The 15695-nt window shown below is 38.8% G+C and carries 18 protein-coding genes; 13 read left to right on the forward strand and 5 right to left on the reverse strand.

Features of this window, described 5'->3' with window-relative positions; all coding sequences use genetic code 11:
- Window positions 1-339 precede the first annotated feature (339 nt).
- Window positions 340-678: an iron-sulfur cluster insertion protein ErpA gene (gene erpA / locus DC53_RS13500; RefSeq protein WP_007376119.1), complete on the forward strand. Its 339-nt coding sequence runs from the start codon at window positions 340-342 to the stop codon at window positions 676-678.
- 49 nt (window positions 679-727) lie between these two features.
- Here erpA and DC53_RS22555 read toward each other — a convergent pair whose 3' ends face one another.
- A complete protein-coding gene (locus tag DC53_RS22555; protein ID WP_033014996.1) occupies window positions 728-916 on the reverse strand; it encodes a hypothetical protein in 189 nt (62 codons plus the stop codon).
- A gap of 412 nt (window positions 917-1328) precedes the next feature.
- Between DC53_RS22555 and DC53_RS13490 the strand changes: the two genes are divergently transcribed.
- Entirely contained in the window at window positions 1329-1568 is a 240-nt protein-coding gene (locus tag DC53_RS13490) for a helix-turn-helix domain-containing protein (protein ID WP_007376121.1), read from the forward strand.
- Window positions 1569-1646: 78 nt separating this feature from the next.
- Here the strand turns inward: DC53_RS13490 and DC53_RS13485 are convergent, their stop codons facing one another.
- From DC53_RS13485 to DC53_RS13470, 4 genes are read right to left on the reverse strand one after another with little or no spacing between them, the layout of a single operon-like run.
- The gene (locus DC53_RS13485) at window positions 1647-3026 is read right to left on the reverse strand and encodes an AmpG family muropeptide MFS transporter (RefSeq protein WP_007376122.1); all 1380 of its coding nucleotides are present in this window, start codon (window positions 3024-3026) and stop codon (window positions 1647-1649) included.
- A 46-nt stretch (window positions 3027-3072) separates the two neighbouring features.
- On the reverse strand, window positions 3073-3693 hold the full coding sequence (locus tag DC53_RS13480; RefSeq protein WP_007376123.1) for a peptidylprolyl isomerase: 621 nt from the start codon (window positions 3691-3693) through the stop codon (window positions 3073-3075).
- 2 nt (window positions 3694-3695) lie between these two features.
- Window positions 3696-4250: a YajG family lipoprotein gene (locus tag DC53_RS13475; RefSeq protein ID WP_008133953.1), complete on the reverse strand. Its 555-nt coding sequence runs from the start codon at window positions 4248-4250 to the stop codon at window positions 3696-3698.
- A gap of 7 nt (window positions 4251-4257) precedes the next feature.
- Window positions 4258-5391 (reverse strand): methyltransferase, encoded by a 1134-nt coding sequence (locus DC53_RS13470; protein WP_007376125.1) that lies wholly within the window; start codon window positions 5389-5391, stop codon window positions 4258-4260.
- 41 nt (window positions 5392-5432) lie between these two features.
- On the opposite strand from DC53_RS13470, the gene DC53_RS13465 reads away from it, so the two are divergent.
- From DC53_RS13465 to nqrM, 11 genes are all read left to right on the forward strand, one after another.
- Window positions 5433-6041, forward strand: a complete 609-nt coding sequence (locus DC53_RS13465) for an alpha-ketoglutarate-dependent dioxygenase AlkB family protein (RefSeq protein WP_008133956.1) — start codon at window positions 5433-5435, stop codon at window positions 6039-6041.
- A gap of 64 nt (window positions 6042-6105) precedes the next feature.
- Window positions 6106-6417 carry a BolA family protein gene (locus DC53_RS13460; RefSeq protein WP_033028965.1) on the forward strand — a complete coding sequence of 104 codons (312 nt, stop codon included), beginning with the start codon at window positions 6106-6108 and terminating at the stop codon, window positions 6415-6417.
- A 106-nt stretch (window positions 6418-6523) separates the two neighbouring features.
- The gene (gene fabV / locus DC53_RS13455; protein WP_007376129.1) at window positions 6524-7717 is read left to right on the forward strand and encodes an enoyl-ACP reductase FabV; all 1194 of its coding nucleotides are present in this window, start codon (window positions 6524-6526) and stop codon (window positions 7715-7717) included.
- Between the two features lie 374 nt (window positions 7718-8091).
- Complete coding sequence (locus DC53_RS13450; protein WP_033028974.1) at window positions 8092-9435, forward strand: Na(+)-translocating NADH-quinone reductase subunit A; 1344 nt, start codon at window positions 8092-8094, stop codon at window positions 9433-9435.
- A gap of 4 nt (window positions 9436-9439) precedes the next feature.
- The gene (locus DC53_RS13445) at window positions 9440-10642 is read left to right on the forward strand and encodes an NADH:ubiquinone reductase (Na(+)-transporting) subunit B (protein WP_007376131.1); all 1203 of its coding nucleotides are present in this window, start codon (window positions 9440-9442) and stop codon (window positions 10640-10642) included.
- Entirely contained in the window at window positions 10635-11387 is a 753-nt protein-coding gene (locus DC53_RS13440) for a Na(+)-translocating NADH-quinone reductase subunit C (RefSeq protein WP_007376132.1), read from the forward strand. Before DC53_RS13445 ends, DC53_RS13440 begins: the two co-directional genes overlap by 8 nt.
- On the forward strand, window positions 11387-12019 hold the full coding sequence (locus DC53_RS13435; RefSeq protein ID WP_007376133.1) for an NADH:ubiquinone reductase (Na(+)-transporting) subunit D: 633 nt from the start codon (window positions 11387-11389) through the stop codon (window positions 12017-12019). The genes DC53_RS13440 and DC53_RS13435 overlap by 1 nt, the downstream gene beginning before the upstream one ends.
- A gap of 10 nt (window positions 12020-12029) precedes the next feature.
- Window positions 12030-12638, forward strand: coding sequence for an NADH:ubiquinone reductase (Na(+)-transporting) subunit E (gene nqrE / locus DC53_RS13430; protein WP_007376134.1), 609 nt, complete (start codon window positions 12030-12032; stop codon window positions 12636-12638).
- Window positions 12639-12656: 18 nt separating this feature from the next.
- Window positions 12657-13886 (forward strand): NADH:ubiquinone reductase (Na(+)-transporting) subunit F, encoded by a 1230-nt coding sequence (gene nqrF / locus DC53_RS13425; RefSeq protein ID WP_007376135.1) that lies wholly within the window; start codon window positions 12657-12659, stop codon window positions 13884-13886.
- 108 nt (window positions 13887-13994) lie between these two features.
- Window positions 13995-15026 (forward strand): FAD:protein FMN transferase, encoded by a 1032-nt coding sequence (locus tag DC53_RS13420; protein WP_033028966.1) that lies wholly within the window; start codon window positions 13995-13997, stop codon window positions 15024-15026.
- A 102-nt stretch (window positions 15027-15128) separates the two neighbouring features.
- Window positions 15129-15341, forward strand: a complete 213-nt coding sequence (nqrM, locus tag DC53_RS13415) for a (Na+)-NQR maturation NqrM (protein ID WP_007376137.1) — start codon at window positions 15129-15131, stop codon at window positions 15339-15341.
- Window positions 15342-15695 lie beyond the last annotated feature (354 nt).

The following is a 15695-nucleotide window of genomic DNA, read 5'->3' on the forward strand; positions in this document are numbered from 1 at the left end:
AATAGGAGATCATGACGCATAAATATCAAATATGTGCAGCCCTTTCTAAGCAGTATTGATTAACAGAAGTTTTAAATTGTAATTAAATTGTAATTAAATTGTTCGTAAATTGAACTAATTATAATTCGGAAAAGTCAAAATGCTCCTAAAATCCAAATCAATCAGTCTATTAGATCTTTTTAGAGCTCAGTTTTGTATCAATTTTTTTAGCTTGGTTAAAGCTACGCCAAGTTCATAATACATGCGACATTAGATTAGGGTAAAGAGTTGTTTTACTATACTTGATTAAAACACTCGGGTATTAGATAATCACGCCATTACGATATTGAGGGTTTTAAAATGTCAGAAGAATTACCAATTAAGTTCAGCGATGCAGCAGCTGTTCGCGTTAAACAGTTAATCGACGAAGAAGAAAATCCAGAGCTAAAACTGCGTGTTTATGTCACAGGCGGTGGTTGTTCAGGTTTTCAATATGGTTTTACTTTTGATGAAAAAGCAAACCCCGGCGATTTAGAAATAGTAAAAAATGGTGTAACCCTAGTTGTTGATCCTATGAGTATTCAATATTTGGTTGATGGTGAGGTTGATTACACTGAAGGATTAGAAGGCGCACGCTTTTTTGTATCTAATCCAAATGCAACAACAACCTGTGGTTGTGGTGCAAGCTTTAGCGTTTAACAGCCAAACGCTAAATAGATTAAAGCCGCTTTTGCGGCTTTTTTAATGCCTATAAATCAGTTGGTGCGTATTCGGTTATTTGCATAATAAATATAAAAAAGCCGAGCACAAACGCAGAAAAAGCTAAAATATACATAAAGCCTTTTTTACCTTGTTTAATTGGAACCCCGTTATTGCGCAAAAAAAGATACCAACCTAAGCACAGTAAAATTGGCAATAAAAATAGTATCCTGAACATGACTCAACCTTTTTAAAATTAATAAGACTCAATAATAAACATGTCGCATTAAAATGAAACAAAATCATAAAAAATTCAATTTTTGATGAAAATGGATGGATATTCAGTGTTTATAAACATTCGCTCAAGTTAATTTTGTACCGAACAACGCAATTAATCATTCAACCAAAGTATTAATAGTATATAATGTATCCAAGAATGAGACGGGCAAAATTTCATTCTCAATAAAAACAAACTTATACCACATTTTTAGCGTAGCTTTTAGCTAAGTGGGTAGAAGTAAGTGGCAACAGTGCTTAACTGCAACACCTTGCTATTGAAGTGAAATTAAGTAGCGCTGCTTACTTACCTACAGCTATTGATAGGCTACTGCTTTAATGGGTATGTCAAATCATCGAGTAGGAGATGTAAAATGATGGGCAAAACCGTTTCTTCAGAAGAAAACGCAAAGCTAACAAAGTGGCTTAAGAGTAAGCGCCATGAAAAAGGGCATACAATGCGCAGCCTTGCACAAGTGCTAGGTACACCTCATTCGTTTATCGGTAAAATTGAAAATCAAGAGCGCCGTTTAGATGTTATTGAATTTGTTCGCTATTGTACTGCACTAGACGTTGATCCACATGAAGCATTAAATTTGCTGAAAGTAGATTAATTATGTGATTGTTTAGTTCATTTATGAGTTATATAAATGTTCTAGGCAGTAAATTAATGCAGGGATGCATTATATTTCTTAATTTTTTTGATGATAATTTCGCTCAAGTTCATACAGCTTGTGCCTAATTAAGTACAAGAATAGTAACGATGGTAAAACCATTAACGCTGTAAGAATAAAAAATAGCGACCAATTACCTGCCAACCAATCATCTATTACTACACCACTATAACTTGAAAGCAACGTTCTTCCTAAGTTCCCTAATGATGCTAGCAACGCATAGTGAGTTGCGCTAAATGCCCTATCACAAAGCATTGATATAAACGCGACCATTGCCACTAACGACCACGCTTGTGTAAATCCATCAATAACAATAGCAAAGGCATACAGCCTTAAGTCAGGTCCAACTAAAGCAATCCATGAAAATGCTAAGTTTGATGCTGCCATTGCAATACCACTTATAAATAAACCTTTAACAATGCCATATTTTTGATTAAATAAGCTGCCAACAAAGGTAAATATAATGGTAAGTACGGCAGTGCCTACTTTTGAAAATGTAGCAATATCGCTATTACTAAAACCAATTTCTTTATAAAACACAATAGACATGCGGCCCAAAAACGCTTCACCTATCTTAAATAAGAAAATAAATGCAAGTAACGCAAGTGCAGTTTTAACGCCGTTTTTAGTGAAAAAGGCTCTAAAGGGATCAATAACGGTTACCGCGAGCCACGCAACTGTTTTTGTAAGTGGGGTTTGTTTTGTTGATGAAAGTTTTTCAAGGTATACACGCTCAAGCTCAGCATGCACGGCTTCTCTGTTTGACTTAGGCTCTTTTGCGAACAAAGCTCCACCCATTAACAGCAAAATTATAGCGGCTAAAAAATAATATATTTGGGGCCAGTCAAGCGAGGGGATATCAGCCATATAAAATGGAATAGCACCTAAAAGCGCATAACCTGTCCACCAACCAGATGTTGCCATTGCGGCGGCTGCCGTAGCTTTATGAGATTCGTTTTCACTGAGAGTGTCAATTCTAAATGCGTCAATTGCAATATCTTGCGTAGCAGAAGCAATGGCGATTAATAAGCAAATTACGGCAACAAGCGCTAAGTTAGTTTTTAAATCAAGTCCAGCTAATAGTAACGTGCCAATTAAGATAAAGCTTTGGCATAATAGTATCCAGCTACGACGTTGGCCAAGCCATTTATATAAAATAGGGAGCTTGGTCCGGTCAATGAGTGGCGACCATAAAAAGTTTATACTGTAAGCCCCAAATACAATGCCAAATAGGCCAATCATACTGCGACTTAGGCCTTCATCCTTTAACCAAGCCGACAGCACTGAGCCAATTAAAACCCAAGGAAAACCACTGCTCATACCAAATATAAAAATATTGATTAAGCGTTTGTCTTTAAAGTAAGAAAAATATTCGCTAATAGAGAGAGTTTTGCTCATAGGGCCTTCATTGGCGATTGGGTGTAGTTAAACTACAGCTCATTAATTATAATGGTACTTGCTCAAGGACTTTTATATTTAAGATAACAACAGGTACTTTTGGCACGAAATCGTAACCAATTTTTTCGTTAAAGCCTGTTTCGACAACCATTATTTTATCAAGTGTGTCGTAGCCATCCATTACATTACCAAATACGGCAAATCCCCAGTCTTTATCTGGATTTAAATGGTCGTTATTGTCCATATTAAAAAAGAACTGACGAGTACCAGAATGCGGCTCTCTGTCCTGATATGCCATGGCTATACTGTACATGTCATTTTTTAAGCCATTACCACTTTCGTTAAAAATAGGATCGTTTTCATGTAAACCATCGTAGTCTTTGTCGTACCCGCCACCTTGAATAACAAAATCGCGATCATTTTCTACATCACGCTCAATACGGTGGAAAACACTCCCCTGGTAACTTTTATCTGACACGTACGTTAAAAAGTTATTGACTGTAATAGGGGCTCTTGAGCGATCAAGCTCGACTACGATACTGCCCATTGAGGTTACGATTTCGACGCGCGGAAAAATATTATCTTTTTGCACAAAGCGGCCTTCTTGGGCTGCTAAGCTACTTGCGCTAAAAAATAGGCCGAAACAGATTAAAAAAAGTCGTTTCATGTTTAACCTTCTAAAAATTCTATTAATTCAGGATCTGATACAATGCGGGTAATAATTTGCTCAGTCAACTTATTGAGCTGGCCTTCTACTTTTGCTCGCTCATGACTAAATGGGCCTTCTAAATTAGCACTACCTCGGTACACCTTACTAAAATTGCTTGAAGCGCGAATAACACGAACACCAAGCTCTATCTGAGCTTCACTGGTGTGGCTTACTAGTTTTTCTGTTACCACAGCTTGCAGTGCATGAATATCTACTTCAAAACGCACAGTCGCTAGGTTTGAAATACTTGCTCCGTTTCGACTCAGCGCGCTATCTAAAACGCTTTTAACTGACTCTGTAATACCTTGACTTGCAAACGTTTTAGTTTTATCAGATTCAATCAGCTTAAGCGTTGCAGTGTCACCACGTAAATCAATCACGCTGGTACTTAAACTGCTGTTAATTGTACTAATCTGGCCATTTTTATAAACCGGGTTAAGGATCACTTGATTAGGCTGACTAGTACAGCCAGCTAGTACAAGTAACGCACATAGGCTAAAAGTAATTTTAATCATTAAATTCCTAATAATTTTTAGTGGCACTAAGTACTACAAATTTCTTGTTGGAGCCAAGTAGTTTACAGTTCCCAAACATACGGTTTAGTTTGTCGTGATAATCTAAATGACGGTTACCAATAATACGTAATTCGCCACCTTGTTTTAAGGTTTCTTTTGCTTGTTTAAACATTTGCCACGCTATGTGGTCTGTTACAGCTTGCGCTTGATGAAATGGTGGGTTACATAGCACCATATCCACACTGTCTTGATCAAAGTCGGTCAAGCAATCGTTTTCAATAAATTGGCAATTATCAAACTGCTCAGGCATGTTTTGTTCTACATTTAAACGTGCAGACTCAACCGCCATGTATGATTCATCAACAAATGTGACAGATGCTTTAGGGCAACGAGCAAGCGCCATAACACCTACAACACCATTACCACAACCTAAATCGATTATGCTAGTTTCTTTCTTGGTTTCTGGTAAATAGTTGAAAAAGAATCGAGCACCTATATCTAACGAATCACGTGAAAACACATTTGCATGATTTGTTATATTAAATTCAGTGCCTTCAAGTGGCCAAGTAATAGGGAAATCAGCTGCTTTATACCCACCTTTTGCAGTGCTTAATATAAGACGTGATTTTTTAACCGCTAAACTTGTTTTTGTTTCACCAATAAATTGCTCAAACGATTTTATTGTTGAATTATGAATTTCTTTTGTTTTACCGGCTGCAATTACGGGTGTACCAGGTGCAAGTATTTCGCTTAATTCACTTAGTTGAAATTGCAAAAAACCTACGTTACGCGGTATTTTTATTAGCACTAAATCTATGTCTTCAGGCAATGCAGACAGGCTATCTATTTGGCTAAATTGCGCCGTGGATAGTTTGTTTATTTGTAAGTTATATGCCACTGCTTGATGGCTAATATAAGAATCATTAACTGAACAAACCGTTAATTGATTAAAACTACAAGCAAGTGCACCAAAGCTATCGTTTAAAATAAGCAGTGAGCGACAATCAGGGTGATGTTCGTTAACATAATTGATAAGGTACTCATCGGCTGAATCCCACGCTTGTAAACTGCGGTTTTTTTGATCCAAAGGAAAGCGTTCAAGAGTAAAGGTTTTATCGCCTAGCTGGGCTTGCGTCGTCATAATGGTATTTGATCAGTAAACTAATGTAGGTAAATTCTAACATGCAACGGCAAAACGCCAACCCCCAACAGTTACCAAATGGCTTTTCTTATCAAAGTAGGGCACTTAGCGCGCAAAAAAGCCTCGATTTATTTTATTATTTACAAAAAAACCTAGTTTGGCAGCAACCCGACGTCACCGTTTATTCTAAAACAGGCCCAATTCCCCGACTTCAATGCTTTATTAGCGAGCATAATTTCGAATATGGTTATTCGCATAGTAAGTTAATAGTAGAGCCTTGGCCTGATATTTTATTAGCAATGCGTAAGCGCTTAGAAAAACATTTAAATCAGCCATTAAATTCTTTATTAGTTAATTATTACCGAGATGGTAACGATACTATGGGTTGGCACAGTGATGACGAAATAGAGCTGGGCCATCAACCTACTATTGTGTGTGTATCACTTGGAGCAGAGCGTGTTTTAAAGCTTAAACAAAAATCGACAAATAAAGTAACCGATTTAAAGCTGCAAAGTGGTAGCTGTTTAGTCATGAGTGGCGACAGTCAGCGTGATTATCAACATGCAATCCCAAAGCAAACTACATTGGCTCACCCACGAATTAGCTTAACGTTTAGATGCATAAAGCAAATCAAGCAAGCTCAATTTTAGTTAGCCAATAGGCTTGGCTACTTGTTATGATAACAACATAACTTAACTACAAAAATGGTTTTTTATGTCAATGCAGCAACAAATTCAAGAAAAAATCAGCAGCGCAATTGCCTGTAAGCATTTAAATGTAATTAACGAAAGTCACATGCACAGCAAAGGCACCGAGTCACATTTTAAAGTTATAGTGGTAAGCGAAGAATTTGCTGGCAAACGCCTATTACAACGCCATCGTCAAATTAATGAAATTTTAAAAGATGAGTTAGCAAATCATATTCATGCACTCGCTATCCATACTTATACACCGGATGAGTATACCGAGCAGGGCGGAGAAGCACCTGATTCGCCTAATTGTATGGGCGGCTCTAAAATTAGCTAAGTATTTTTTGAAGTATCTGATTAGTGATTAACTGATCAGATCAGTGTTTTTAGTATTAGCCTTTAAACTAGCGCTAATTTTTATTGTAAAAGATATAGGATCATCAATGGTCATTAAGCCTAAAATTCGTGGATTTATCTGTACCAACGCACACCCAACGGGATGTAGCGAGCATGTTCAAGAACAAATTAACTATGTAAAACAACAAGGCGTGTTAAAAAACGCACCAAAAAATGTATTAGTTATTGGCGCATCTACAGGCTACGGCTTGGCGTCGCGTATCACAGCTGCATTTGGTGGCGGCGCTAAAACACTCGGTATTTTCTTTGAAAAAGAAGGCACTGAACGTAAAACAGGTTCTGCTGGTTGGTACAATACTGCAGCATTTCAAGAAGCAGCTGACGAAGCGGGTCTTTGGTCTAAAAATATTAATGGTGATGCGTTTTCTAACGAAATCAAACAAAAAGCAATCGACACTATTAAAGCAGATTTGGGCAAAGTAGATTGTATTATTTATAGCTTGGCGTCTCCTCGTCGTACTGATCCAAATACGGGTGAAGTGTTCTCCTCTACACTTAAGCCAATAGGTAACGCAGTTACAACTAAAAACCTTAATACGTCAAAGCGTGAAATTGATGAAATTACTGTTGAAGCGGCAAACCAGGACGATATCGACAACACCATTAAAGTAATGGGCGGTGAAGATTGGGAAATGTGGATTGATGCATTAAAAGAAGCCGACGTATTAGCTGATAACTTTAAAACTACGGCCTACACTTATATTGGTAAAGAGCTAACATGGCCAATATACGGACACGCTACTATTGGTAAGGCTAAAGAAGATTTAGACCGAGCAACTGCTGCAATTAAAGAATCTACAAAAGATTTAAATGGCGAAGCCTATGTATCGTCTCTTAATGCTGTGGTAACACAAGCAAGCTCGGCTATTCCTATTATGCCTTTATACATTTCAGCATTATTTAAAGTAATGAAAGCAGATGGTACTTATGAAGGTACAATTGAGCAAATTCAGGCTTTATTTAGTGAGAACTTATATGGTGATAACCCACGCTTTGATGAAGGTGGCCATTTATTTCAAAACTACAAAGAATTAGAAGACGATGTGCAAGCACGTGTTCAAGCTGTTTGGGATAGCGTAGATACAAGCTCAATTGATGAGTTAACCGATTATGTGGGTTACCATAACGAATTTTTACGTTTATTTGGCTTTGGTATTGACGGAGTTGATTACGATCAAGATGTGGATTCGGTCAAACCAATTGCAAATATGATTGATTAACCATATTTGCAAATATGTAATTAAAAAGTCGCTGAGTGCGACTTTTTTGTTTTGCGGGCTTTTTTGAACAATTGTGATTAAAAAATGTCATTCTTTGCTTAAGCTACCACTTTGGTCTAACTTAAATTTTATTAAATACACATAACAAAACTAAATAAGTGTTTCTGTCGTATAATTTTCATAATTAGACTCGCATAGTCGCCCACAATGATGTTAAAATTAAGGCAATATGTGAAGAGTTTTTACCGCGTTGCTTGTTTAGTATTCATAGCAAGTTGTTCTTTGTATACATAGATATAACTTGGGATAGCTCAAATGGCGACGTGGTTGGTACGATTTTTCAGTTTCTTTCCGTTAATGTAGTGCAAGTGCGTATGATCAACATAAAAAAAGGTCTGGATTTACCCATAGAGGGCGCACCTCAGCAAGTTATTCACGACGGTTCTCCCGTCAAACGTGTAGCTGTGCTAGGTGAAGAGTTTATTGGTATGCGTCCAACCATGCATATCCGTATGGATGACCAAGTTAAAAAAGGCCAGGTACTTTTTGAAGATAAAAAGAACCCCGGCGTCCTATTTACCGCACCAGCTTCTGGTGTTGTAAAAGAAATAAATCGTGGTGCTAAACGTGTGCTGCAATCTGTTGTTATTGAAGTAGACGGCAGTGAGCAAATCACCTTTGACTCTTTCTCTGACACTGAGCTTACGAGCTTAGATCGTGAAAAAGCTAAAGAAGTACTTATCCAGTCTGGTCAGTGGACGGCACTTCGTGCTCGCCCATTCAGCAAAGTTGCGGCTGTGGATGCAAATCCTAGCTCTATCTTTGTGACCGCTATCGACACTAATCCTCTTGCTGCAGATCCTGCGGTAATTATTGCTGATAATGCGCAAGCATTCGAAGCGGGTTTAGCCGTTGTATCGCGTTTGACTGATGGAAAAGTATTTGTTTGTAAGCAAGTTGGCAGTCAAGTTCCTAGCTCATCTATAGCTCAAGTAGAAGTACATGAGTTTGGTGGTGTGCACCCTGCTGGCCTTGTAGGCACTCATATCCATAATCTTGACCCTGTATCTGCTAGTAAACAAGTTTGGCATATTGGTTACCAAGACGTTATTGCGTATGGTCACTTATTCCTTACGGGTGAAATTTACACAAACCGTGTTGTTTCGCTTGCAGGTCCTCGTGTTAAAAACCCACGTTTAGTGAAAACACAATTAGGTGCTTCATTGGATGATTTAGTTGCTGGAGAATTAGAAGACGGTGATAACCGTGTTATTTCTGGTTCTGTTTTATCTGGCGCTACTTCAAACGGTGTTAATGCGTTCTTAGGTCGTTACCACGTTCAAGTATCTGTATTACTTGAAGGTCGCGAAAAAGAACTATTTGGCTGGATTGCACCAGGTAGTGATAAATTCTCTGTAACGCGTACATTCCTTTCTCACCTTACGCCGAGTCGTTTATTTAAAATGACAACGTCTACAGGTGGTTCAAAACGTGCCATGGTTCCAATTGGTAGCTACGAGCGCGTGATGCCGTTAGATATTTTGCCTACACTATTATTACGTGACTTAATTGCACGCGATTTAGATAGTGCAATTTCACTGGGCGCGCTTGAACTTGATGAAGAAGATTTAGCGTTATGTACCTTCGTTTGTCCTGGCAAATACGAGTATGGTTCTATCCTACGCGATTGCTTAACTACGATCGAGAAGGAAGGCTAGAGAGATGGGTTTAAAAAAATATCTAGAAGATATCGAGCCGAATTTTGAAGCCGGTGGAAAATATGAAAAATTTTATGCACTGTATGAAGCAGCTGCAACTATTTTTTATACACCAGGCTATGTAAATAAAGGCAAGACACACGTACGCGATAATATCGACCTAAAACGCATGATGATTTTAGTGTGGATGGCGACGTTCCCAGCTATGTTTTTTGGTATGTTCAACATCGGTCACCAGGCCGCAGGTGCTTTAGCACAAGGTTTTGAACTAGCAAATTCGTGGCAGGTTGGTCTGTTTCAGTTCTTTGGTGGTGAATTAACCGCTAATGCAGGCTGGGGCGCTAAAATGTTCTACGGAGCATGTTTCTTCCTACCAATTTACGCAGTCACGTTTGCTGTAGGTGGTTTTTGGGAAGTGATTTTTGCTTCTGTGCGTAAGCATGAAATTAATGAAGGTTTCTTCGTTACTTCTGTATTATTTGCACTTATTTTACCTGCAACAATTCCTTTATGGCAAGTTGCACTGGGTATCACGTTCGGTGTAGTAATCGCTAAAGAAATTTTTGGTGGTACTGGTCGTAACTTCTTAAACCCTGCTTTGGCTGGCCGTGCGTTCTTATTCTTCGCATACCCGGCACAAATTTCGGGTGACACAGTATGGACTGCAGTAGATTCTTTCTCTGGTGCGACTATGCTAGGCCAAGCTTTTGTTGGCACACTTGATTTTTCAAACATGGAATTATGGTGGAATGCATTTTACGGTTTCATTCAAGGTTCTGTTGGTGAGACATCGACACTTGCATTACTTGTAGGTGGTTTATTCTTAATTTACGTTCGCATCGCTTCTTGGCGTATCGTACTAGGTGTATTCCTTGGTATGGTAGCAACGGCATTCTTATTAAATGCTGTTGGCTCAGAAACTAACCCTGTATTTGCAATGCCTTGGTATTGGCATTTAGTGCTTGGTGGTTTTGCGTTTGGTATGTTCTTTATGGCTACAGACCCTGTATCGGCTGCATTTACTAATAAAGGTAAATTTGCATACGGTTTACTAATTGGTCTTATGGTGGTTCTTATCCGTGTTGTGAATCCTGCTTTCCCAGAAGGTATGATGCTAGCAATTTTATTTGCTAACTTATTTGCTCCACTGTTCGATCACTTTGTAGTGCAAGCTAATATCAAGCGGAGGTTGGCACGTAATGTCTAGTAATAACGAATCAATCGGTAAAACGTTAGCAGTTGTTGTAGCACTATGTTTAGTGTGTGCAATCATTGTATCGTTTGCTTCTGTACAGCTTCGTCCTTTACAGCAAGCTAATAAAAATAAAGATATTCAAAGCAATATCTTAGCAGCGGCAGGCATCGATAAAGTTGAAAATGTATCTGATACATTTAATGCTAAAATTGAAGCGCGCGTTGTAAATATGACCACAGGTGAGTTTGTAGACACAGACCCAACAATCTTTGATTTTGAAAAAAGCAAATACGATGCAGCGCTAAGTGTTTCTCTTCAAGAGAAAGGCGTTAAAGACATTGCTGGTATTCAACGTGTGACTAAAGAGTCACCGGTGTATATCTCGAAAAAAGAAGATGGCTCTATTGATGCAATCATTCTTCCTATTCAGGGCTATGGCTTATGGGGCTTAATGTACGGTTTTATCTCGCTTGAAAGCGATGGCGAAACAGTTAAAAACATTATTTTCTACAAGCATAATGAAACGCCTGGCTTAGGTGGTGAAATTCAAAATCCACAGTGGACTGCTACGTGGCAAGGTAAAGAGCTACCAATTCAAATTGTTAAAGGTACTGCGGGTGATAATGAGCATAAGATCGATGGTCTTTCAGGTGCTACATTAACGTCTAACGGTGTTGAACATGCAGTTGACTTTTGGACTGGCGAAAACGGCTTTGGCCCTTTCCTTGCGAAAGTACGTAAAGGAGCATTGAAATAATGGCTGATACTAAAGAAATGAAGGCGGTCCTATTTGGTCCGGTTTTAGCTAACAACCCAATCGCACTACAAGTACTGGGTATTTGTTCTGCGTTAGCGGTAACGTCTAGCTTAAAAAATGCGTTAATCATGTCAATAGCATTGACCTTGGTAACTGCGTTTTCGAGCTTCTTTATCTCGACTATTCGTAACCAGATCCCATCGTCAGTACGTATCATTGTACAAATGACGATTATTGCATCATTAGTTATTGTTGTTGACCAAGTACTGCAAGCGTTTTCTTATGCTACGGCTAAAGAGCTTTCAGTCTTCGTTGGTCTAATTATTACTAACTGTATTGTAATGGGTCGTGCTGAAGCATATGCGATGAAGTCGCCACCACTAATGTCATTCCTTGACGGTATTGGTAATGGTTTAGGCTATTCTGTTGTTTTACTTACTGTTGGTTTCATTCGTGAGCTATTCGGTAAAGGAACACTATTCGGTGTTGATATTATCCCATTAGTACAAGATGGCGGTTGGTATCAACCTATGGGTCTATTGATATTACCACCGAGTGCATTCTTCATCATTGGTTTATTCATATGGGTACTTCGTACTTATAAGAAAGACCAAGTAGAAGCTAAAGCGTAAGGGGCACACAGTGGAACATTATATTAGTTTATTTGTAAAAGCCGTTTTTATTGAAAACTTAGCGTTATCATTTTTCTTAGGCATGTGTACTTTTTTAGCAGTATCAAAGAAAGTGACTACTTCAATTGGCCTAGGTGTAGCGGTTATCGTTGTTTTAGGTATTTCAGTACCTGTTAATAACTTAGTTTACCATGCTGTATTAGCACCAGGTTCACTTACGTGGCTTGGTTATCCTGATGCAGACCTTAGCTTTTTACGTTTCTTAACTTTCATTGGCGTTATAGCAGCGCTAGTGCAAATTCTTGAAATGGTATTAGATAAGTTCTTCCCAGTACTTTACAACGCATTAGGTATCTTTTTACCATTGATCACAGTTAACTGTGCAATCTTTGGTGCGGTATCTTTCATGGTTGAGCGTAACTATAACTTCGGTGAGTCTGTTGTTTATGGTATTGGCGCTGGTGTTGGTTGGGCACTTGCAATTACATTACTTGCAGGTATCCGTGAGAAAATGAAGTATTCAGACGTGCCAGACGGCTTACGTGGTTTAGGTATTACCTTCATCACTGTTGGTTTAATGGGACTTGGCTTTATGTCATTCTCTGGTATTTCACTGTAAAGGTAGCGAGGATAAATCATGGATTATCAGATTTTCTTAGGCGTTGGTGTTTTTATCGCTATCGTTGTACTACTGGTTTTAGTCATCATTGGTGCTAAATCTCAGTTAGTTGCAAGTGGTGATATTATCATTAGCATTAATGGCGACCCAGATAAAGCCATTAAAACATCAGCAGGTAGTAAGCTTTTAGGCGCGCTATCTGAGTCAGGTATATTTGTATCATCTGCATGTGGTGGCGGTGGCTCTTGTGGCCAGTGTCGTGTACACATTAAAGAAGGTGGTGGCGATATTCTGCCAACTGAGCTTGATCACATATCTAAAGGCGAAGCCCGTGAAGGCTGCCGTTTAGCGTGTCAGGTAAATGTTAAAAACGACATGGAAATTGAGCTTGAAGAGTCAATTTTCGGTGTTAAGAAGTGGGATTGTGAAGTTATCTCTAACGATAACAAAGCAACATTCATTAAAGAACTTAAGCTGCAAATTCCAGATGGCGAGTCAGTGCCGTTCCGTGCGGGTGGTTACATCCAAATCGAAGCGCCACCTCACCATGTTAAATATGCAGATTTCGATGTTCCTGAAGAATATCGTGGTGATTGGAACCACTTTGGTTTCTTCGATCTGGAGTCAAAAGTAGACGAAGAGACTATTCGTGCTTACTCAATGGCTAACTACCCAGAAGAAGAAGGCATCATTATGCTTAACGTGCGTATTGCTGCTCCGCCGCCAAGAAACCTTAGCTTGCCGTGTGGTAAAATGTCTTCGTACATTTGGTCACTTACAGCTGGCGATAAAGTAACTATTTCGGGTCCATTTGGTGAGTTCTTTGCTAAAGACACCGATGCAGAGATGGTATTTGTTGGTGGTGGTGCTGGTATGGCGCCAATGCGTTCTCATATCTTTGACCAACTTAAACGTTTGAACTCTAAACGTAAGATGAGCTTTTGGTATGGTGCACGTTCTGAGCGTGAAATGTTCTACGTAGAAGATTTTGACGGCTTAGCCGCTGAAAACCCTAACTTCGTATGGCATACAGCACTTTCAGATCCACAACCTGAAGATAACTGGGAAGGCTACACTGGCTTTATCCATAACGTGTTATTTGAGAATTATCTTAAAGATCACGAAGCGCCTGAAGATTGTGAGTACTACATGTGTGGTCCTCCAATGATGAACGCGGCAGTTATTACTATGCTTAAAGATTTAGGTGTTGAAGACGAAAATATCTTACTAGATGACTTCGGTGGCTAACACTAATACCAAAACAGTTTAGTTTTGGTTAAAATACCAGCCTCGTAGCACTTGTGTTACGAGGCTTTTTTATTCTTTAATTTTATCAATCTATTAAGTAGAACAGTTATGAATCGAGTAAGTACTTCACAAGGCATAATGGCCTTTTTGCTAATTACGCTGACTTTATTATTGTCTGGTTGTGGTGAAAAGCCAGAGTCAAAAGAGACCTTTTTAGAAGGTAAGACTATGGGCACTACTTATCATATTAAGTACTATGATGAGCAAGTTCAGCTGTCTGCCTCACAGTTACAGTCGCAAATAGACGCTGTTTTAAAAGATGTTAATCAGTCTATGTCTACTTACATAGATGACTCTGAGATAAATACATTCAACAGATTACCAGCAAATCAGGTTATGCCGATTAGTGAAGATTTTAGGGCTGTTATATCTGAGTCTATTCGGTTAGGTGAGTCAACCAAAACACTTGATGTCACTATGGGGCCTTTAATTGATTTATGGGGGTTTGGCCCAGATAAAAAGCCAACTAATCGTCCTAGCGATGAAGAGCTTGTAAGTATGATTAAAAATATAGGCGTTGATAAGCTTACGCTAACAGCTCAAGGTTTGGCTAAAAAAGTGGCAGGCTTAGAGTTATCGTTTTCGGCAACGGCTAAAGGCTACGGTATTGATAAGGTGGCGCAGTTATTAGAAAGCCACAATATTACCAACTACATGGTTGAAATTGGCGGTGAGCTACGAATTGCAGGCGAGAAGCCAAATAATAAAGATTGGGTAATTGCTATAGAGCAACCAGACGCACAACCTGGAGAGCGTAAGGTACACCGTGTTTTGTCGCCAGGTACAAATGGTATTGCTACATCGGGTGATTATCGTATTTTTTATGAAATGGATGGTGAAATTTATACTCACTTAATTGATCCCGTGACCGGCATGCCGATTAAGCACGACTTAGTGTCGGTAACCGTGCTTCATTCAAGTGCTATGACTGCCGATGGTCTTGCGACAGCATTAACTGTTATGGGTATGGATAAAGCGCAAGCTTATGCTGAGCAGCATGATTTACCCGTGTACTTAATAGGTAAATCGAAAGACGGTTTAATAACCTACTCAAGCCCTGCATTTAAACCTTATTTATAGTATGGTGCGGGTTTGTTTATTTCCACGTTATTTGAGTATATAATAGCAGTCGCTCAACAATGTTTTGAGCTTAATTTATTGCTGATCAATAGGGGCTAAGCAATGTCACTTTTTCTTCTTACTTTTGGCTTACTAATTTTGATAGTTTCGGCTATGGCCGTTGGTATGATCGTGCAAAAAAAATCTATGGCAAGCAGCTGTGGTGGTTTAGGTTCGGTTGGTATTGATAAAGCCTGTGATTGCGATGATCCATGTGATAAACGCAAAAACCGTTTAGCAAAAGAGCAAGCCTGGAAAGAAAACCAAATTATTTAAGTCTGTCTTAAATATTAAAAAGCGCTTTATAGCGCTTTTTTTGTGTCTGTAAAACGCCTCAACATCATAGCTTCCAAAGCAATCCAATCTAAATGTATTAGACAAAGGTATATAGTTTAGTTTTTTTCACCTATTAGGTTTATTTTTCTCGTTTGTCAAATTGGAGCTAACACTCTAAAGTTTAATCATAGACACAGAGCAAGGCTCTAGTCATAAGCTTGAGGCAACTTAGCCTCGCTTAAAAGAATCTTTATATTGTGTGTGAAGATGTTGTCAGTGTGAAAGGCAACTCAAGTTCGGTGGTGACTTAGCTTGAGTTGTTTTTATTCCCTACAATTGCCACGTAATGTAAAC

The organism is Pseudoalteromonas fuliginea (assembly GCF_000690055.1).
In the GTDB taxonomy this organism is placed as follows: domain Bacteria; phylum Pseudomonadota; class Gammaproteobacteria; order Enterobacterales; family Alteromonadaceae; genus Pseudoalteromonas; species Pseudoalteromonas fuliginea.

What these genes read in the sequence shown, in the direction of transcription:
- DC53_RS13485 (WP_007376122.1), bottom strand. Translation starts at nt 3,026, where the DNA reads ATGAGCAAAACTCTCTCTATTAGCGAATATTTTTCTTACTTTAAAGAC.
- DC53_RS13445 (WP_007376131.1), top strand. Translation starts at nt 9,440, where the DNA reads ATGGGTTTAAAAAAATATCTAGAAGATATCGAGCCGAATTTTGAAGCC.
- DC53_RS13465 (WP_008133956.1), top strand. Translation starts at nt 5,433, where the DNA reads ATGCAACGGCAAAACGCCAACCCCCAACAGTTACCAAATGGCTTTTCT.
- nqrF (WP_007376135.1), top strand. Translation starts at nt 12,657, where the DNA reads ATGGATTATCAGATTTTCTTAGGCGTTGGTGTTTTTATCGCTATCGTT.
- fabV (WP_007376129.1), top strand. Translation starts at nt 6,524, where the DNA reads ATGGTCATTAAGCCTAAAATTCGTGGATTTATCTGTACCAACGCACAC.
- DC53_RS13470 (WP_007376125.1), bottom strand. Translation starts at nt 5,391, where the DNA reads ATGACGACGCAAGCCCAGCTAGGCGATAAAACCTTTACTCTTGAACGC.
- DC53_RS13450 (WP_033028974.1), top strand. Translation starts at nt 8,092, where the DNA reads ATGATCAACATAAAAAAAGGTCTGGATTTACCCATAGAGGGCGCACCT.
- erpA (WP_007376119.1), top strand. Translation starts at nt 340, where the DNA reads ATGTCAGAAGAATTACCAATTAAGTTCAGCGATGCAGCAGCTGTTCGC.
- DC53_RS22555 (WP_033014996.1), bottom strand. Translation starts at nt 916, where the DNA reads ATGTTCAGGATACTATTTTTATTGCCAATTTTACTGTGCTTAGGTTGG.
- DC53_RS13440 (WP_007376132.1), top strand. Translation starts at nt 10,635, where the DNA reads ATGTCTAGTAATAACGAATCAATCGGTAAAACGTTAGCAGTTGTTGTA.
- DC53_RS13490 (WP_007376121.1), top strand. Translation starts at nt 1,329, where the DNA reads ATGATGGGCAAAACCGTTTCTTCAGAAGAAAACGCAAAGCTAACAAAG.
- nqrM (WP_007376137.1), top strand. Translation starts at nt 15,129, where the DNA reads ATGTCACTTTTTCTTCTTACTTTTGGCTTACTAATTTTGATAGTTTCG.
- DC53_RS13420 (WP_033028966.1), top strand. Translation starts at nt 13,995, where the DNA reads ATGAATCGAGTAAGTACTTCACAAGGCATAATGGCCTTTTTGCTAATT.
- DC53_RS13480 (WP_007376123.1), bottom strand. Translation starts at nt 3,693, where the DNA reads ATGAAACGACTTTTTTTAATCTGTTTCGGCCTATTTTTTAGCGCAAGT.
- DC53_RS13475 (WP_008133953.1), bottom strand. Translation starts at nt 4,250, where the DNA reads ATGATTAAAATTACTTTTAGCCTATGTGCGTTACTTGTACTAGCTGGC.
- DC53_RS13435 (WP_007376133.1), top strand. Translation starts at nt 11,387, where the DNA reads ATGGCTGATACTAAAGAAATGAAGGCGGTCCTATTTGGTCCGGTTTTA.
- DC53_RS13460 (WP_033028965.1), top strand. Translation starts at nt 6,106, where the DNA reads ATGTCAATGCAGCAACAAATTCAAGAAAAAATCAGCAGCGCAATTGCC.